At 45.3% G+C, this 18,589-nt stretch carries 18 protein-coding genes and 1 riboswitch; of the genes, 11 read left to right on the plus strand and 7 right to left on the minus strand.

Going from position 1 to position 18,589, the window contains the following annotated elements; all coding sequences use genetic code 11:
- Positions 1 to 125 precede the first annotated feature (125 nt).
- From JGK16_RS17400 to cysK, 3 genes are all read left to right on the plus strand, one after another.
- Positions 126 to 962, plus strand: a complete 837-nt coding sequence (locus JGK16_RS17400; protein ID WP_293185916.1) for a hypothetical protein — start codon at positions 126 to 128, stop codon at positions 960 to 962.
- 215 nt (positions 963 to 1,177) lie between these two features.
- Entirely contained in the window at positions 1,178 to 1,618 is a 441-nt protein-coding gene (locus JGK16_RS17405; protein WP_293185915.1) for an Rrf2 family transcriptional regulator, read from the plus strand.
- 161 nt (positions 1,619 to 1,779) lie between these two features.
- Positions 1,780 to 2,742, plus strand: a complete 963-nt coding sequence (gene cysK / locus JGK16_RS17410; protein WP_293185913.1) for a cysteine synthase A — start codon at positions 1,780 to 1,782, stop codon at positions 2,740 to 2,742.
- Positions 2,743 to 2,868: 126 nt separating this feature from the next.
- Here the strand turns inward: cysK and JGK16_RS17415 are convergent, their stop codons facing one another.
- Complete coding sequence (locus JGK16_RS17415) at positions 2,869 to 3,003, minus strand: hypothetical protein (RefSeq protein ID WP_293203303.1); 135 nt, start codon at positions 3,001 to 3,003, stop codon at positions 2,869 to 2,871.
- A 491-nt stretch (positions 3,004 to 3,494) separates the two neighbouring features.
- Between JGK16_RS17415 and JGK16_RS17420 the strand changes: the two genes are divergently transcribed.
- Positions 3,495 to 4,175 (plus strand): J domain-containing protein, encoded by a 681-nt coding sequence (locus JGK16_RS17420; protein WP_293191502.1) that lies wholly within the window; start codon positions 3,495 to 3,497, stop codon positions 4,173 to 4,175.
- A 174-nt stretch (positions 4,176 to 4,349) separates the two neighbouring features.
- Here the strand turns inward: JGK16_RS17420 and JGK16_RS17425 are convergent, their stop codons facing one another.
- Positions 4,350 to 5,852: a cyclic nucleotide-binding domain-containing protein gene (locus tag JGK16_RS17425; RefSeq protein ID WP_293191504.1), complete on the minus strand. Its 1,503-nt coding sequence runs from the start codon at positions 5,850 to 5,852 to the stop codon at positions 4,350 to 4,352.
- Positions 5,853 to 5,992: 140 nt separating this feature from the next.
- Positions 5,993 to 6,172, minus strand: a complete 180-nt coding sequence (locus JGK16_RS17430; RefSeq protein WP_293191506.1) for a hypothetical protein — start codon at positions 6,170 to 6,172, stop codon at positions 5,993 to 5,995.
- 102 nt (positions 6,173 to 6,274) lie between these two features.
- Here JGK16_RS17430 and JGK16_RS17435 point away from each other — a divergent pair, with 102 nt between their 5' ends.
- The 6 genes from JGK16_RS17435 (at position 6,275) to thiC (ending at position 13,565) form a co-directional block, all read left to right on the plus strand.
- A complete protein-coding gene (locus JGK16_RS17435) occupies positions 6,275 to 7,144 on the plus strand; it encodes a 6-carboxytetrahydropterin synthase (protein ID WP_293185910.1) in 870 nt (289 codons plus the stop codon).
- A 303-nt stretch (positions 7,145 to 7,447) separates the two neighbouring features.
- A complete protein-coding gene (locus JGK16_RS17440) occupies positions 7,448 to 9,529 on the plus strand; it encodes a tetratricopeptide repeat protein (protein ID WP_293191508.1) in 2,082 nt (693 codons plus the stop codon).
- Between the two features lie 88 nt (positions 9,530 to 9,617).
- Complete coding sequence (locus JGK16_RS17445) at positions 9,618 to 10,178, plus strand: Uma2 family endonuclease (protein ID WP_293185908.1); 561 nt, start codon at positions 9,618 to 9,620, stop codon at positions 10,176 to 10,178.
- A gap of 170 nt (positions 10,179 to 10,348) precedes the next feature.
- A complete protein-coding gene (locus JGK16_RS17450) occupies positions 10,349 to 10,909 on the plus strand; it encodes a Uma2 family endonuclease (RefSeq protein ID WP_293185907.1) in 561 nt (186 codons plus the stop codon).
- Positions 10,910 to 11,005: 96 nt separating this feature from the next.
- The gene (locus JGK16_RS17455) at positions 11,006 to 11,851 is read left to right on the plus strand and encodes a Uma2 family endonuclease (protein WP_293185906.1); all 846 of its coding nucleotides are present in this window, start codon (positions 11,006 to 11,008) and stop codon (positions 11,849 to 11,851) included.
- A gap of 235 nt (positions 11,852 to 12,086) precedes the next feature.
- Positions 12,087 to 12,183, plus strand: a riboswitch (TPP riboswitch).
- Between the two features lie 8 nt (positions 12,184 to 12,191).
- Complete coding sequence (thiC, locus tag JGK16_RS17460) at positions 12,192 to 13,565, plus strand: phosphomethylpyrimidine synthase ThiC (protein WP_293185905.1); 1,374 nt, start codon at positions 12,192 to 12,194, stop codon at positions 13,563 to 13,565.
- A 45-nt stretch (positions 13,566 to 13,610) separates the two neighbouring features.
- On the opposite strand, the gene dcm is transcribed toward thiC, so the two are convergent.
- Together dcm and pyrE are read right to left on the minus strand one after the other, a co-directional pair.
- Entirely contained in the window at positions 13,611 to 14,897 is a 1,287-nt protein-coding gene (dcm, locus tag JGK16_RS17465; protein ID WP_293185904.1) for a DNA (cytosine-5-)-methyltransferase, read from the minus strand.
- A 576-nt stretch (positions 14,898 to 15,473) separates the two neighbouring features.
- A complete protein-coding gene (gene pyrE / locus JGK16_RS17470; RefSeq protein ID WP_293185903.1) occupies positions 15,474 to 16,049 on the minus strand; it encodes an orotate phosphoribosyltransferase in 576 nt (191 codons plus the stop codon).
- Positions 16,050 to 16,133: 84 nt separating this feature from the next.
- On the opposite strand from pyrE, the gene JGK16_RS17475 reads away from it, so the two are divergent.
- Entirely contained in the window at positions 16,134 to 16,658 is a 525-nt protein-coding gene (locus JGK16_RS17475; protein WP_293185901.1) for a hypothetical protein, read from the plus strand.
- Between the two features lie 265 nt (positions 16,659 to 16,923).
- Here JGK16_RS17475 and JGK16_RS17480 read toward each other — a convergent pair whose 3' ends face one another.
- Both JGK16_RS17480 and JGK16_RS17485 read right to left on the minus strand, forming a co-directional pair.
- The gene (locus JGK16_RS17480) at positions 16,924 to 17,685 is read right to left on the minus strand and encodes a pentapeptide repeat-containing protein (protein WP_293185900.1); all 762 of its coding nucleotides are present in this window, start codon (positions 17,683 to 17,685) and stop codon (positions 16,924 to 16,926) included.
- Positions 17,686 to 17,705: 20 nt separating this feature from the next.
- Entirely contained in the window at positions 17,706 to 18,350 is a 645-nt protein-coding gene (locus tag JGK16_RS17485; protein WP_293151824.1) for a hypothetical protein, read from the minus strand.
- Positions 18,351 to 18,589: the final 239 nt, after the last annotated feature.

Genomic DNA, 18,589 nt, shown 5'->3' on the forward strand with positions numbered 1-18,589 from the left:
CAGCTTAATACAGTGTTTTATGGGTAGGAGCAGGGGTAGCAGGAGCTGCTCTGGTTACATTAGAAATAATTGCAAGGCTTCTGGGGTTAGAGTTACGTTCTAAGCCTTGATAGACACGATCATTTATGACAAAACTAAACTGTTTGGAACTTGATTTTTCTTGGAAAGACACTGAAAGCTCGGAGTATTTGGAAGCTTTGTCTTTACCCACTTTACCGTGGGCTGCTCCTTTCCTACCGCTGTTAGGATTGCCAAATGCTCTATTAGAGCAACCATCTATCTGGGAGTCAATTTATACCCAGGCTTTTATTGAGCATGAGACTCGCTATCGTATGAGGGATTGGACAGGCACACATGGGGAGCGAGGCGAGCTTGTACGGCAGATAGTGACCAAGGCTTTACCGCTGCTGGCACAGCAGATGGGACGGAATGTGGTACTTGATTTAGAGAAATGGGTCAGGTTTCATTTTTTCTGTCCTGAAGCCGAAAGAGCGATGAGAGAGTGGGGAATAACTCTTCGGATTGCCTATTTTTCACCAAATTCCCGTAAGTATCACAGAAAAATTCCTCCACCCGCCGTCTTAGTGCCGATATTGCCTTTGATTGAGGAATTGGTGGATTTCGATCGCAGAACCGAGATCTACCAGCATTTGAAGCGTGTCGCTCCGCCCCCCCCATACGAGCAGATTCCCTACGAATATATGGAACATTGTTATGAAATGACAATGATTTCGGGGGTACTCGATCAAGCGCTGACTTTGAAAGCTTTGCAAACAATTGCCTCTAGACTCAATGACATGGAACGAAAAGAAGTGGCGATGTGGGCGCAGGCTCAAGCTCTTATTATGTATAGAGATGGTAAACCAGAGAATCTATGTGGAGATAAGTATTTGCAAGTTGAACTTCCCTGCTTTGATGTTCCATCATTACTTGACTTTTATACTGTAGATGAGAGTGCTTGACGGAAGCCACCACGAGGATAAGACTGTGGATTAATGAGCGATACATACGATCGCCCTGCGAGCCTTTTTTGCAAGGAATTGATGGAAGTCAGTAAACTCTAGTGGAGAACCGGAGTATAATCAAAGGTGAGGAGTGAGAATTTGGAACTCAAAATTGAGAATGATTCTAAAATCTGACTTCGGAGTTGAGAATTCTGGTACTTTCAAGTGCAACTATGGTAGAACTCTCCTGTAAAAGCGAATACGCAATCTTAGCTTTGCTGGAGCTGGCCGATTGCTACGATGAGGGCGAACCCCTGCAAATTCGCCAGATAGCTGCTCAGCAAAATATTCCCGATCGATATTTAGAACAGTTGCTCGCTACCATGAGACGCTGCGGGCTGATTCGCAGCCAGCGAGGAGCTAAGGGTGGTTATATCTTGGCGCGGGAACCGTGGAAAATTACACTGCTCGAAATTATCAACTGTCTCGAAGGCTCAGACTTCGATCGCTCTGAAAAAGACTCGCCTGCTCAAACTGTAGAAAGTGCTGTGATTTGGGAAGTTTGGCAAGAAGCGCGATCGATCGCCAACTCGGTGTTGCAAAAATATACGCTACAAGATCTGTGCGAAAAACGCAATGGCAGACGGCAGCTCAATATTATGTATTACATCTAGGTTAAGCCGGTGCGCGTCTAATTTTCAAAATCCTGTATTTTTCAAACAATCAGTGCGGTAGGCGAGAGAGCCAGCCCTAAAAGTTAAATCTCAATACGCAATAGCTTAATATTGCCAACTAGGAATTAACATTTACTTTCAACAACAAGCAGACAAAGATTATGCGTATTGCTGGCGACATTACAGAATTGGTGGGGCACACACCCCTGGTGCAACTCAACCGCATTCCCCAAGCCGAAGGCTGCTTGGCTCGGATTGTAGTCAAACTCGAAGGCATGAATCCGGCAGCATCAGTAAAAGACCGGATTGGTGTCAATATGGTGAATCAAGCCGAGGCAGAAGGGCTGATTACTCCCGGGAAAACGGTTTTAGTAGAACCGACATCTGGCAATACCGGAATTGCTCTAGCAATGGTGGCGGCCGCAAAGGGCTACCAGTTGATTTTGACCATGCCGGATACGATGAGCACGGAACGTCGATCGATGTTACGAGCTTACGGAGCTCAACTAGAATTGACTCCCGGCATTGAAGGCATGAGTGGCTGCATTCGGCGCGCTCAAGAGATTGTAGACAAAACTCCGAATGCGTATATGTTGCAGCAGTTTCGGAATCCAGCCAACCCGGACATTCACCGTTCGACAACGGCTGAGGAAATTTGGGCAGATACCGACGGCGAGGTGGATTTCCTGATTTCTGGAGTCGGCACTGGCGGCACGATTACTGGTGTTGCAGAGGTGATTAAGTCCCGGAAACCCGAGTTTAAGGCGATCGCCGTTGAACCAGCAAACAGTCAGGTACTGTCGGGCGGAAAGCCCGGGCCTCATAAAATTCAAGGTATCGGTGCAGGTTTTGTGCCGCCTGTGCTGAATGTAAATGCGATCGACGAAGTGATCATTGTTACCGATGACGAGGCGATCGCCTACGGGCGTCGCTTAGCCAGAGAAGAAGGACTTTTGTCCGGTATTTCCAGCGGTGCGGCACTGTGTGCAGCTTTGAAAGTCGGCAAGCGTCCTGAAAATGCAGGTAAATTGATTGTGATGATTCAGCCTAGCTTCGGCGAGCGCTATCTCAGCACTCCCTTGTTCCAGGATCCAGAACTGAATCTGGCGGTGGCTGTCAACTAAACTAGCCTCCGGCGCGAGTTGCAGAAACTGAGGGCAGGGCGTAGAATGTACGCCCTGCTTGGCTTTTGAGATGAAAAAATTGCGATAGATTATTAGACAAGATTGCATAAGTCTTCGATCGATCCTTCAAGCGCAGATGTCAGACAGATGCAACCGACGATGCAACGCAGATAATTTCAGGGTGTTTTCCGATTTTTGCAATTCAAGTCTATTGTCGATCGCGATCGAGCAATCGCCCTGACGGTTACGATATTCTCGCATTGTACAAACCGCTCGTAAAAACCCAGACAAGGCTACCCAAAAGTAGTCAATGTTAGACATCTACGTTGGTAATTTTAGTGCACATTCCTAAAAATACAGGAATAAACTGCAATCCCTCTATTCCCTTCATGAAGTCAGGAATTACTTTTATAGCTCTATTTATGCTGCCATTAGTATCAGCTTAAATTGAATCCCATTCCGCTTCTTGAGATTCCTTTACTAAGATGAATTTTGGGCTTGCGACATATTTAACTCAAGCCTGCTGACTTCTGCTGTAGTAAGTCGCCAATGTTAATCCGCTTGCCATTTCAAAAGTATGAATGTTTTTTTTAAGATTCTTTTTTAATATATTTATGATACTCTAAAAGCAGATGTTTTTTACCTGAAATTGCTGGCATTTATATCGTATAAATACTTGGTATATTAGCAAATAATGATATTTTTGTCAAGCACTTTTTCGCAGATTATCCAGATTTCAAGGAAATAATAGCGTGTCTTCTGTTACCAATCACTACAAAACCCTAAAAATTAGCCCAACCGCAACCCAAGCCGAGATTAAACAAGCATACCGCCGTTTAGTCAAAATATTTCATCCAGACAGCCAGAGTGCGACAGCCGGTCACGAAGAGATTGTCCGCCTCAATGCAGCCTATGAAATATTAGGAGATGCCCAGCAAAGACAATCTTACGATCGCCAAATCTCCCAGCCCAGCGAAGAGCAATCACCCTACGCGCCAAACGTTACCCGCCAGCGACAACAAGCAGCGCGGGACGCCGACGAACACATGGAACAGTGGCTGATTAAAGTATACAAACCAGTCAATCGAATACTCAACAACATCTTGAAGCCGCTGAAAAAGGAAATAAACGAATTGTCAGCAGATCCGTTCGATGATGAACTGATCGAAAAGTTTCAAGCTTATATCGAAACCTGTCGCGATTTTCTTTCAAAAGCTAATGACTTTCTGAGGGTGATGCCCAATCCATCTAATGTAGCCGGAGTTGCGGCCCATCTTTACTACTGCATCAATCAAGTGGGAGATGGCATAGAAGAATTGCATTTATTTACCCTCAATTATGACGATCGCCATTTGCACACAGGTCAAGAACTGTTTAGAATTGCTGCTAGACTGCGGCGGGAAGCACAGGAGGAATTGAAAATTAGAAGTTAGTGAAGAAGTTATGGTTATTGGTTATGGGTTATTTGTTATTGGTTATTTGTTGCGGGCTATCAATAACAAATAACAAATAACTTCTAATTCATTCCCAATTCCCAATTCCCAATTCCCAATTCCCAATTCCCAATTCCCAATTCCCAATTCCCAATTCCCAATGAGTTCTGAATGTCAAATTCCAAAAAGAACTTGAATTCGCTTCCGGATTTTAATAAAAGGAGTTTGTTCCAGAGAGTCGCCCTCTAACAATCCCAAATCTCTCAAAGCTTGCTGGCGTTCGGACAATTTTTGAGCAATCTGATCCGCCAAATTCGGTTGTTCTGTTAAAAGTTTTTGCAAGTCGTGGCGTTCCACCACAAACAAAATTGCATCTTCGCTAGTTTTAACAGTCGCCGTTCTCGGAGTTCCCAACAGCAAAGAGATTTCCCCAAAAAACTCGCCCTCGTGAAGCGTCGCAATATACTGATCGGCTTTTTGAGAAAGAACTTCTACAGAACCAGAAAGAATAATATAAAAAGAATCGCCAGGGTCATTTTCATTGCAGACAATCTGTCCTGTTGGAAAAAGTTGTCGGTAGCCGTATTCAATTAACTGCCGCAGTTCTACATCTGTACACTGTTCAAAATAAGTTACTCGCCGCAACAAATCTCGTAGCGTCCAATTATTAGGGGATTTAACCCCTTGCTTTTTAGGCTCGGAAACGGTGGAATTAGATTTGAGTTCGGCTGAATGTTTGGCATTCTGGGGGTAAACTTGACCGTTTGAATTATCGTCTTTGTGATTATTGTGAAAATGTTTGGTTAACTCTTGCGGGTTCCGCAGCCACAAATCCCGCTGGGGAAATGGGATTTCGATATTGCGGTGGCGCAATTCATAATCTATTAAAAAGTTGACCGCACTTTTAATTTCATCGCTTTTCTGTGGCTGGTCAATCCAAATTAAAAGTTCAAAATCTAAAGCGTTATCTCCAAACCCGCGAAACCAAACTTTCGGAGAAGGATGTGATAAGATATTCGATTCCAGTCTCGCAGCGACTAACAGTGCTTCTGTAACTAATACTGGGTCAGTTCCATAGGCAACGCCGACGGGGATGTGGACGCGGCATCTGGGGTCTCTATAACTCCAGTTAATAATGTTGGTTTCGACAAACTTGATGTTTGGTATGATTACAAATAGTCCGTCGATTGTTTTGATAATTGTGGAACGGATGGAAATATTTTCAACTGTTCCTAATAAATGGTCAATCTCAATAAAGTCTCCGACTCGAATTTGCTGCTCAAATAGTAGGGTCAGACCGCTGATAAAGTTGCTGGCGAGATTTTGCAAGCCGAAGCCGAAACCAATGCCGACGACGCCAGCTAAGACTGTCAGAGAGGTGAGGTTGAGCCCTGCACCTTGCATGACGAATATACAGCCAAGGGTTGCTAAGATGTAGCTGATGATGGTGGAAATTGCTTCCCGACTGCCCCGATCCAATCCCATCCTAACTAGCAGGCTGCGTTTGATTCCTTCACTGATGAGACGAGCTATAACGAAGGCTAATATAGCTAATATTATCAGTTTGACGATCGCACTAATGGACAGATGAGTGTCCCCGATATAAAATAGCGGAGTTGCGATCGCACCATACAAATTTTCAAAAAAGCGATCGGCTTGTTCAGTAATCCAATTCATTAAGATTTGGTAATGAGTAATTGGTGATGGATGATTAGTTTTGCTGGCAACTGAACCGCAAACTCCTGACTGTGGCAGAGTTTATGCGAAAAACCCGAACTGCGGAGTGCGCTGTGTTGCAAAAAGGTCGTCAAGCGCAGCTACCCTGTAGGGAATCGCACTTTGTCAAAGATTCTTAACTGATGGAAAAGCAACTGATGGCGAGAAACTGTTTTGTAGCGGTATTTTCTGCCGGTGATATCTGTGTTGTCGTCCAAAATCAGCCCAGCGCCTGGTGAGGCTAGCTGTTGCCAATATCTCGAAAATTGGTAGAAATTCATTCGCAGCACCCTAAAATTATCGAAAAATTCCAGCAAAAATTAGTTTATCCTTAAGAAGTAAGTCCTTTACAGAACTTAACAAGCTTACCCTACTTGACTTTTATGCAGTGCATCATCAATCGTCGGGCACAGTTTTCGGCGAGTCACCGGTACTGGCTACCGGAGTTGAGCGAAGCCGAGAACTTTGAACGGTTTGGCCCAACTGCCCGCGCACCGGGACACGGACACAATTACGTTCTTTACGTTTCCATGATAGGAGAACTCGACGAGTACGGCATGGTGCTCAACCTGTCTGATGTCAAACACGTCATCAAGCGGGAAGTTACCAAGGATCTCGATTTTTCTTACCTTAACGAAGCATGGCCGGAATTTGGGCAGACTCTGCCAACTACCGAAAACATAGCACGGCAAATTTGGCTGCGGCTAGCTCCTCATTTGCCTGTGAGCAAAATTCAATTGTTTGAACACCCGGAACTTTGGGCTGAATATTTAGGAAATGGCATGGAAGCTTATCTAACTCTGTCCACTCATTTTAGTGCCGCCCATCGGTTGGCTCGTCCCGATTTAAGTTTTGAAGAAAACTCGGAAATTTATGGCAAATGTGCTCGTCCTAACGGTCACGGTCACAACTATCATTTAGAGGTGACTGTTAAAGGGGAAATTGATGCGCGGACTGGGATGATTGCTGATTTGGGAGCTTTGCAAAAAGCTGTTGATGATTATGTTGTTGAACCTTTCGATCACACTTTTTTAAATAAGGATATTGCTTATTTTGAGAAGGTTGTGCCAACGGCGGAGAATATTGCGGTTCGGATCGGGCAATTGTTGCGATCGCCCATACGGGAATTGGGCGCTGAGTTGCACAAGATTAAGCTGATTGAAAGTCCGAATAATAGCTGCGAAATTTACGGTGCCGATTTAGATGCAGCGACGGTACAACAGCAACAGTCAGCAGTTTTAGCTGCGGTTTAGAGGTACAAATCGGATCAGTTGGGGCGGTTTAGGCGGATATGAGGCAAATTGTGCAGATTGGTGAAGCCGCCCCGATGATTCCGAGGATGATTGGAGGCGGATTAGGTGCGAGAAAGTGTTCTTTGACACAAGTTATGTGGCGAGTATTATTGGGACTTTTCCTGACAAGTCAGACGCAGCCCGTATTTTGGAGATAGTAACCCAGAATTCCTCATCAAAGCTATTGTCACTGCTGAGAGTATGAGGTCGATCGCCCGATCTGCTGACAAACAACACTAATTTCTCCTAGGTGAGTTGACGTTTATGCGAGTCTCAAATGTAGCTCTCTTGACTCTGGCCGCCCTCGCATCCCAGAATGTAACTGCTCAAACTAACGCCGCTCCGGCTGCACCTCCCATCTCTGGTGAGACACCGCAGGCCAGCAACTTTGTTGATGCCATAAATAATACCGTCTCTCGTCCGGCGGAGTCAATGAGCGCGCCCGAGACGATCGCCGACGAACAATTTTCCCCACGAATTGCGGTAAAATCGCAGACTGGTTTGCTGGTAGCAGCGGCCGGCGCTGAATTATCTCCTGCTGTTAAAACCAAGGCAAATCCTGCTGCTAGAGCCACCGATGAACTGACTCAATCTTTACAAGAAACATGGCTGGCTAAATTAATCGAAACTGGGGTTAAAAGCAGTCCCCAAGTTCGCGACGCTTTCGATTTTTTCTCTCCACGGACTGGCAGTGCAGAAACTGGATATGGTTTTAATAATACGATAACTCTGCTGAATATTTTATTAATTCTGGGTACTATTTTGCCACCGGTGACAATCGCCTTTTTTTGGGCGATCCGCAGGCTGGTAGTCAAACAGTTGGTTGCTGACGCCAATCAAAGATTGCACGGCATTGGTGTGTTGGAATCAGAGTTGCTCAACTCTCGCCAACTGACTCAAAAAATGAGGGATGAATTAGAGGCACAAATGAGTGCAGCTAAACAATCACTTGATTTTTTAACTAGAGAAACTGAACTTTCCAAATCTTCCGTCGAGCAAATTGAGACTCTCAAATCTCAATTTATCATGCGCCTGCAAGTGTTGGTAACAGAAGTTGACGAGAAAAAATCTCAAATTGTTCAGGAAATTTCCCAGGTTCCGGCAATTGTTGCCAAAGAAGCTGTCAAACTCGCACCTCAGCGGCAGTTAAATAATGCACAAACTTCTGCAACAGCACCTGCTAGTGACGGACAAAATTTGATTGCTGACGATTGTATAAAGCAAGTCGAAGAGCTTTATTTTCAGGGCAATTACAATGAGGCATTAGCCTGCGTAGAAAAAGCTATTTTAACGAACAAGAATGCGGATGAGGCGTGGTATTGGCGCGCCAATGTGTTAATTAGATTGCAGCGTCATGAAGAGGCGATCGCCAGTTACGACCAAGCAATATTAATTAAACCGGATCACTACGAAGCGTGGTACAATAAAGCGAATTTGCTGGGAAAATTGCAGAGGTGCGAAGAGGCGATCGCCTGTTACGAGCGAGCAAGTGCGAGCGAGCCGAGAAAATACGGTTGTTGGCACAGCATAGCAGCTTTGTTGGGTAAATTGCAGCATTACGAAGAGGCGATCGCCAGTTACGATCGCGCCCTGGCTATCAAAACAACCGACAGCGAAATATGGCACAACCGAGGTGCGATGCTGGGTAAAGTACAGCAGTACGCCGCCGCAGTCGATTCTTACGATCGCGCTCTTGAGCTCAATCCCAAGAGATACGAGACTTGGTACAATCGAGGTAATATGCTGTGGAGATTGCTCCGCTACGCTGATTCTGTTGCTTCTTACGATCGGGCTCTCGATATCCGGGCCGACAAATACGAAGTTTGGTACAATAGAGGCGCCGTGCTGGGAAAAATGCAGCTCCATCAAGAGGCGATCGCATCCTACGACAAAGCAATTGCCATTAAACCGCAGGATTTTGAAGTGTGGCACAACCGAGGCGCAGCTTTCGACAAACTATCACAACACGAAGCAGCAATTGCATCTTACTCCCAAGCAATCACGCTTAATTCCAAGTGTTACGAAGCTTGGTTTGGCAAAGGCGAATCTTTGGCAAAATTGCAGCACCATGAAGAAGCGATCGCAGCTTACGAAAAGGCGATCGCAATTCAGCCAGAATCCTACGATGCTTGGCACCACTGCGGTACAGCTTTGTCGCAATTAAAGCGCTACGAAGAAGCAATGGCAGCATACGATCGAGCCATTGCTATCAAGCCAGAAAATGCCGAAGCTTGGCGCGATCGAGGCACAATTGCCTCAGAATTAAAACAAGATACAGAAGGATTTGCAGCCGGTGAAAAAGATACTCAAAACCAGCCACAAGTCGATGAATCTTCGGAGAGTTAGTTGTAAGGTACAGCGCAACTGAGCTGTATTGGAATATTTTTGGCAAAAATGGTAAACTTATGCCAAATGCTAAAAAAGGAGAATAGTTATGTCTGTGAAAATGCAAAGACGGCTATTTACAGTGCAAGAATATCACCTGATGAGTGAAGCTGGTGTTTTTAGCGATCGCGAACGAGTGGAACTTATCGAAGGAGAAATTATCCAAATGGCAGCAATTGGTAGGCGCCACGCCGCCCGTGTCGATCGCCTGGCAGAGTTTTTTGGCGATCGGGTGCGAACACGTGCTATCATCCGGGTGCAAAATCCTATTTGCCTCAATGATAACTCAGAACCTCAACCTGATATTGCCTTAGTACAGCGTCGCGCTGATTTTTATGAAGAATCCCTGCCAAATAGCGAGGATGTTTTGCTGCTGGTAGAGGTAGCAGATAGTACCGTTAATTATGACCGCGATGTGAAAATACCGAATTATTCGCGATCGGGCATTCAGGAAGTATGGTTATGGGATTTGGAAGCAAACTGTTTAGAAGTTTACCGCAATCCCACCGCAAATGGCTACACTTCAGTGCAAAAATTTGAACGCGATCAACAAGTTTCACCACTGGCTTTTCCTGAGTTGACAGTGAGTGTTGATTTAATCTTGGGTTAAAAAAATAGTAAGCTTAAACGGGAGCATCTCAGTTTTGCATTTATAGTGCTGTCCCCGCTCGCGTATGCTACAAATCGCGAGCTCTTAAGCTCGCACTATAATAAAAAAAATGCTTTTTGCAAAATAGAGATGCTCCCGCTTAAACTAACTGCGAAAAAAGGAGAATAGTTATGTCTGTTGAAATGAAAAGACGGCTATTTACAGTGCCAGAATATCACCTGATGATTAAAGTAGGTGTTTTTAATAAAAATAACAGAGTCGAATTGATCGAAGGAGAAATTATCGAAATGGCAGCAATTGGGACTCGTCATGCAAGTTGTGTAAAGCGTCTGATCGCTATGTTCTCCGATCTGGAGAGAAGACGTGCTATTTTGGGTGTTCAAGATCCAATTCAGTTGACAGAAAGGACTGAACCTCAACCGGATGTTGTCTTGCTGCAACCTCGTTCTGACTACTACGCTACAGCGCATCCAATACCATCAGAGGTGTTGCTTTTAGTAGAGGTTTCAGATAGCACTGTAGATTTCGATCGCGATGTCAAAGTTCCTAATTATGCGCGTTCTGGAATTCAGGAAGTATGGCTGTGGGATCTTGAGGAAAACTGTTTGGAAGTTTACCGCCAGCCGACGATAAATGGCTACACTTCAATACAAAAGTTTGAACGCGGACAACAAATTTCGCCGCTGGCTTTTCCCGATTTTGTAGTGAGTATTGATTTAATCTTGGGTTAGGCTGACTTTTATCTTATTTTCGATTCCCACTCCCAATTACCAAAACCTTAGACTTACTATATAATTAATTTAACTCCTCAAATCAGCGAAAGTTTTATGACTGTTGCTAAACCATTTGAATTGGGAGTCACCCATCTCCCAGACCACACCGAACTGCCAGAGTCTGACGGTACTTTTGTGAAAAACTTTCAAGAACTGCCTCAAAGCATTATTCTCACCGATTCCCTGCGGCCTGTATTGCAAAAAATTCACCCTGACGGACGGTACCGCATCGGTCAAGATTGCGGGATTTATTGGCGTTTAACTGACCCTCCCGAACGCGGCGCCGAAGCACCAGATTGGTTTTACGTCCCCAATGTACCGCCACTTTTAAATGGTCAGGTGAGGCGTTCCTATGTATTGTGGAAAGAATACGTTGCACCGCTAATTGCAATTGAATTTGTGTCGGGGAACGGTTCAGAAGAACGAGACAGAACTCCACCGCCAGACCCAGATAGAGAAGAACAACCAGAACAAAAACCTGGCAAATTCTGGGTTTACGAACAGGCGATCCGCATTCCTTTTTACGGGATTTATGAAGTGAAAAAAGCGGCTGTAGAAATGTATCATTTAGAAGACAACCGCTATCAGCGCCTGAGTCCGAACGATCGCGGGCGCTATCCGATTCCACAGCTTGGAGTTGAATTGGGAATCTGGCAAGGGGAATATGATGAGATGAATTTGCCTTGGTTGCGTTGGTGGGATAGTGAAGGCAATTTGTTATTAATAGGGGAGGAACGTGCTCAACAAGAAAGCCTTCGCGCTCAACAAGAAAGCCTTCGCGCTCAACAAGAAAGCCTTCGCGCTCAACAAGAAAGCCTTCGCGCTGACGAAGAACGACTTCGGGCAGATCGTTTGGCAGAAAAGTTGCGCCAAATGGGCATTAATCCCGATGAATTGTGATTGTTTTGTTAGTTGTTGAATTCTGGGTAATCGCTCTTTTTTTATGACAGAAATATCATAAATTGGGAAAGGACGATTACCTATGGGATAGCTGCGCTTTACGACCATTGATAAATTGCAAAATTAAAGATATTTAATTTTTAATAAAAATTCTTAAAATTCTTGAAAAATTATATATTTGTGGAATTTTTTATAAAGATTTAATCTTTGCCCAACGTAAGTGCTAGTATCATAAGCCTAAAGCTAGGGGTGCCCGCAGATCCGGGCTGAGAAAACACCCTTAGAACCTGAGTCTGGGTAATACCAGCGGAGGGAAGCTGTTTATGAAGGACATTAAGATATGCGTACCGAATGGATCGCTAAGCGTCAGGGTCACAGCAACGTATCTCAAATGCACTACGCCCGTCAAGGTGTCATTACTGAGGAAATGGACTTTGTTGCTAAGCGAGAAAATCTCCCAGGAGAACTGATCCGCGCCGAAGTAGCGCGGGGACGGATGATTATTCCCGCTAACATCAATCATACGAATTTGGAACCAATGGCGATCGGCATTGCGTCTAAATGCAAAGTCAATGCTAACATCGGTGCATCTCCGAACTCTTCCAATATGGAAGAAGAAGTTGACAAGCTTAAACTAGCAGTTAAATACGGTGCTGACACCGTGATGGACTTGTCCACCGGCGGTGGCAATTTGGATGAAATTCGTACTACGATTATCAAAGCTTCACCAGTTCCTATCGGTACTGTACCAATTTACCAAGCTCTAGAAAGCGTGCACGGTAATATGGAAAGTCTGACGGCGAATGACTTCCTGCACATCATTGACAAACACGCTCAACAAGGCGTAGATTACCAAACAATTCACGCCGGAATTCTGATTGAGCATTTGCCGTTGGTGAAAAATCGGCTGACTGGGATTGTCTCTCGTGGTGGCGGAATTTTGGCGCGGTGGATGCTACACCACCACAAACAAAATCCTCTCTACACTCACTTTAACGACATCATTGAAATCTTCAAGAAATATGATGTTTCGTTTAGTTTGGGAGATTCTTTGCGCCCCGGTTGCACTCACGATGCGTCGGATGAAGCTCAATTAGCTGAACTCAAAACTTTGGGACAATTAACTCGCAAAGCTTGGGAACATGATGTGCAGGTAATGGTGGAAGGCCCGGGCCACGTACCTATGGATCAAATTGAGTTTAATGTCAAGAAACAAATGGAGGAATGCTCGGAAGCTCCTTTCTATGTTTTGGGGCCGTTGGTGACTGATATTGCACCAGGATATGACCACATTACCTCAGCGATTGGGGCGGCGATGGCTGGTTGGTACGGTACTGCTATGCTGTGCTACGTGACTCCTAAGGAACACTTGGGATTGCCGAATGCTGAGGATGTCAGAAACGGGCTGATTGCTTACAAAATTGCGGCTCACGCTGCGGATATCGCGCGCGGCCGTCCGGGTGCGCGCGATCGCGATGACGAACTTTCCAAAGCGCGTTACAATTTCGATTGGAACCGTCAATTTGAGCTATCGCTCGATCCTGAAAGAGCAAAGGAATATCACGACGAAACTTTGCCAGCAGATATCTACAAAACTGCGGAATTCTGTTCGATGTGCGGGCCTAAGTTCTGTCCGATGCAGACTAAGGTTGATGCCGATGCTTTGACTGAGTTGGAGAAATTTCTTGCTAAGGAACCTGTAGCGCTAAGCTAACTATATTGCTAGGGCGGGCGGATAAATTCGCCCACCCTTCCCAATTCAAAAGGCACTAACTTTTTGTTTGGTAGAGGACAAAATATTCTGCATAACTTCTTTCGCCACAGCTTTTACCACATTAATACTGACGCTATTGCCCAGTTGATAGTAAGCTTTATCATCATTGAAATGCAGTACAAAACTATCGGAAAAACCTTGTAACCGTGCGGCTTCGCGGGGAGTAATTCGCCGGACTCTATGGTTGTGATAAACACCTAATTTATTTGCATCGCTGGCAACAAGTGTTACAGAAATCTTCTGCGGATCTAGAAATTTATAGACTTCAAAGGAAAAGTTACCCGATACAGGTTTATACAAATCATTGTTGCGCTGTAGGTACTTCTTGGCAACCAGTAAATCCAGAATGCGATCGAGATTGGGATGAGCGAAAAAAGTAGCGATTTGTTCTTTAGTTAAAAGCTTCCCATCTTGGTGATGTCCAAATTCTTTATTGCGCCTTTTCAATATAAAACGATTCATCAACTCAATTTCATCTAAACTGCACTGGCCTCGCAAACCCAATTCCCAAGAATGAATCGAATTGCCGCCACGATAGTCGATTAATCGGATTCCGTGCAAGCGATTTAAATCATTGTTAACGATTGGTTTCAATGCCTTGACAAATTCTGGCGAGCAATCATATTTTTGGTCTGGATTGTCTTCCAAAATATCTGCAACTGCGACGGGTTTACTCAACGGGGAAAATAAGGATAACTGTTGATGGTTGCAGGAATGGGAATCTTTTGGGCCTAAGTCGGAAATTAACCCAAATTGGGGCGAAGCATTTAAAATTCCTACTAGGTAAACTCGGACGCGGTTTTGGGGTAAACTAAAGTTGGAGCTGTTGAGTATAAAGTAATCGAAGCTGTAACCTCTACTGGTAATTTCGTGTTTAATTGTTTCGAGGGTTCTGCCACCGTCGTGGCTGACAAGTCCCCGGACGTTCTCAAAAATAAATGCTTGAGGTTGAGCGGTATCGATTAGCCTCATTATTTCAAAGAACAGGGTGCCTCGTGTATCACCGAAACCTGCTTTTTTGCCTGCGTAGGAGAAGGATTGGCAAGGAAATCCTGCTAGTAAAATATCATGTTCTGGAAGTTGGTCAATTAGTCGGATGTCGCCTGAAGGTGTGTCGCCAAAATTGGTCTGGTAGACTAATTGAGCATCGGGATTGATTTCGCTACTTAATACGCATTCTGTTTCCAGATTCAAGGAATGTGCGGCGGCTTCAAAGGCTAATCTCATGCCGCCTATTCCTGAGAATAAGTCAATGAAACGGATTTTTTGCATGGCGATTTTAGGTATCCGCTCAATAAATCGGGGTAGAGTACCGTGTTGGAAACGATTTTGCGATGTTTGAGTCTCATCATTAAGTGATTTCCCCCGATTTATTGAGCGGATACTATTTTACCATGCTGTGCCTAGATTGTGAACCTTCTTTTTTGCTGTTACCCCTATTTATTGAGCGGATATCTTTTTATCATTTCTCCCCCAAAGTCCGCCAGTACAATTAAATCCTTCAGGAACATATTTCCTGAAAGTGTTGAAGAGTTTACTATTTGAAATAATCCGCTTAACTCTGAAACAGTGACGCTAAGAATAGCAATAAATTGATCTTGAGTTTCTATCAATTTTGGTATAACACTGAGTTATGCTTCCTTTTGAGATAAGTCGGAAGGCCAAAACATCGAAGCTAACTCACGGATTTCTTCAACTGTTCTTCTGTAATTGTGAGTTGACATTTTTGGTTGTCTGTGGTAATGAGTGCTGTGAATTTGATGCGATCGCCCGCCGTTCTCGCTATTAAATGTTCGGCGGCAGTTGACGCGATTTTTTAGGCTAGGAGATTGGCGATCGCACTTTTACCTATTGCTTGCTACTAATCCATTCCTTGAGATCGGCGATCGTAAAAACAGCCTGAAAATCCAATCCCTGCTCGCGATATAATTGAGCTCCACCTTGCTCTCGATCGATCAGCGACAACACGCGATCGACTTTATAGCCAGCACCCCGCAGCCTCTCCACCGCCTGCATCGCCGACTTACCCGTCGTTACGACATCTTCCAACACCGCCACATTCGTCCCTTCAGGCAACACAGGCCCCTCAATATACGCCATTGTCCCGTGTCCCTTCGTCTCTTTGCGGACAATTAGCGCCGGAATCGATCGACCTTCCAGAGCCGAAACCACACTCACAGCAGTTACAATCGGGTCAGCACCCAACGTCAAACCGCCCACAGCCTGCACTTGAGGTGGCAGCATCGAGAAGAGTACGCGCCCCGTCGCCAAAGCACCTTCAGCGTGCAAAGTCACCGGTTTGCAGTTGATATAATAAGAACTTTTCTGCCCCGAAGACAGCACAAAGTCGCCCTCGCGGTACGCAAACTCGCACAATAAATCCAAAAGTCGATCGCGCAACACCTTTAAATCAGCAGCATCCATAACTTAACACCTTGTAGAAAACGCAAATAATCCGCCGATAATCAGTCTATATTGGAACCGTAATTAATCTAGAAGCTGAAATTTATGAGTCAAAAGTTAAAAAGCCTCAGCAGTGCGTTGATTCTCGCTGTCGCCTCTGCCGCACTGGCATCCGTCAAACCTGCTCAAGCAGATACAGCCCGATTTAGCCCCGTTGGTGACAACTTCAACCGACAATTCTTTGAAGCTTCAGGAGACTTTTATCACAACGTCAGCTTGCAAGGTTACATGGGCGACTATCTAGGAATTGGTTCCCCCAGCGGCGTAGTTGCCTTTCCCGAAAAAGAAATCGAGCGCGATGCCAGTCGCGTCAGCGGCCTCTACCGACGAGTAATGCAGCGGCAGGTTTCCAGCGACCCTATTCTTCGCGTTCCCGATGCCACCAATCCCTTTGATGCCTCAGTTATGGCCTTGCCCGCAGCCTGCCAGGTAGCACCTCAACCGAGCGGCTGTTTCGCTCCTGGGAGCCGAGTCCAAGAACCGTTTGTACCGCGGCAGCAGCAAGAGTCGGAGGCAGTACCAGGCCCGGTTAGAGGACTGTACAATGTATCACCGGCTCGTGGAAATTAATTAGCGATGAGAAAATTGGTTTGTAGTAAGGACTTTAGTCCTGATTTACTCAAACTCACAGATAAGGACTGAAGTCCTCACTACGAACCTTGATTACTGATGAGAAAATTGGTTTGTAGTAAGGACTTTAGTCCTGATTTACTCAAACTCACAGATAAGGACTGAAGTCCTGACTACGAACCTTGATTAGCGATGAGAAAATTGGTTTGTAGTAAGGACTTTAGTCCTGATTTACTCAAACTCACAGAAAGGACTGAAGTCCTCACTACGAACTTACTGATTGTGAAACTATGCTGCCGTCAGGCATGATTGTCCCTTGCAAATGAGCGCCGTCGAGATTAGCTCCAGCCAAATTGGCTCCTCTGAGATTTGCCCCTGTCAAATTCGCCCCTCTCAAATCAGCTTTACCGAGGTTTGTCCAGCGGAAATCGGCAGCACTCAAGTCCGCAAAACTAAGATTTGCCCTAAAAAGATATGCTCCCGTGAAGTGAGCTTCCCCGAGGTTAGCTTTAGAGAAATTGGCTGCGTAAAAATGTGCTTCAATCAATTCGGCTTGATTGAGATTGGCTTGACTGAGATTAGCATGATTGAGGTTCGCGCCGATCGCATTAACTCGAAACATTGCCGCCCCGATTAAATTCGCATCTCCTAAATCGGTTTGTTGGAGAATCGCACCACTGATGTCCGCCCCAATTAAATTAGCCCCGCTCAAATCTGCCCCCCGGAGGTCGGCCGCTCGGAGATTTGCTCCCGTTAAATTAGCTTTAACTAATTTAGTATCGAGGAGTTGTGCTCCAGCAAGATTTGCTAAACTGAGATTAGATTCAGCAAGGTTTGCTGTAATTAATTTAGCCTTAAACAAGTCTGTTTTAAAAAGGTTACACCGCCCAAGATACGCACCTCTAAAATTTGCTTCAGCGAGGTTAGCTTCGCTCAGATCCGGTTCGAGGTTTGGGTTGAGATTTCTCCATTCAATCCAAGTAACTGCACCTTTTTTTAGCAGCGCTAAATGCTGTGTATTTGCCATAATTGCATCTCCTATAACCCCTATTCCTTGCGACCAAAAATTGCTGGATTTTCGCGACCAGATACGCTTTCCACCGCCGCAATTGCTGCCTGGGAACCTGCTATAATATCTCGTTCTGCTCCGCCGAGGTAAAGCCGTCCGAAACTACCGACAGCCTGAACTTCTAAGATGTTAATAGATGCACCTTTTTCTGCTTCATTGGCTGCCAGCGCTGCATAGGCGGCCGGTTCTACTTCTAAGACGTAAAGCGTTTGTCCCGCCAGCAGCAACTGTCCGCGCCTGCTGCGGTTGATTAATTGGGTTTGGTGGGGGTCGATGTTGCGAATAATTTGACTGGAAATGACTCGCGGTTTGATACATTCTTCTCTACGGACTCCGATGAATTCTAGAATTGCTTTGCCTGCGGCCCTGGTTTCGCCCTGCTGGCCCGAGTGTACTTCCAGCAAGCCGTACAGGCGCTCGACTATCTGCACTCCAGGGCGCACGGAGGCTGATTTGAGGGCGACATCGGTAATTCGGTTAATTTCGATGCCAGGGGAGATTTCTATCCACAGCGACGCATCCCCCGGCAGTGGCAAGAATCCGGCGGCGACAGTGCCTATGTATGCTGCGTGCTGTGGCTGCAAGTTGTCTAGAAATACGTAGCTGCGTAGCTCTATTCCCAATTTGTTTTAATCTCCGTCGATCGAGCTTTTGTTGTCTGTGCAATATCTGAGTTTACCTTTTTTTGTCAACAGTACATTGTCTGTATGATTTTTGACGGTTGACGGTTGACGGTTGACGGTTGACGGTTGACGGTTGACGGTTGACTGTTTGAACAATACCGATGCGGCCGGAAACGATATGAGATACACCCCTCGAAGTGACGTTTTGGGCTTTGCGAGCTATGTTTAATTTCGTATGA

The organism is Microcoleus sp. PH2017_09_SFU_O_A (genome assembly GCF_020738625.1).
In the GTDB taxonomy this organism is placed as follows: Bacteria; Cyanobacteriota; Cyanobacteriia; order Cyanobacteriales; family Microcoleaceae; genus Microcoleus.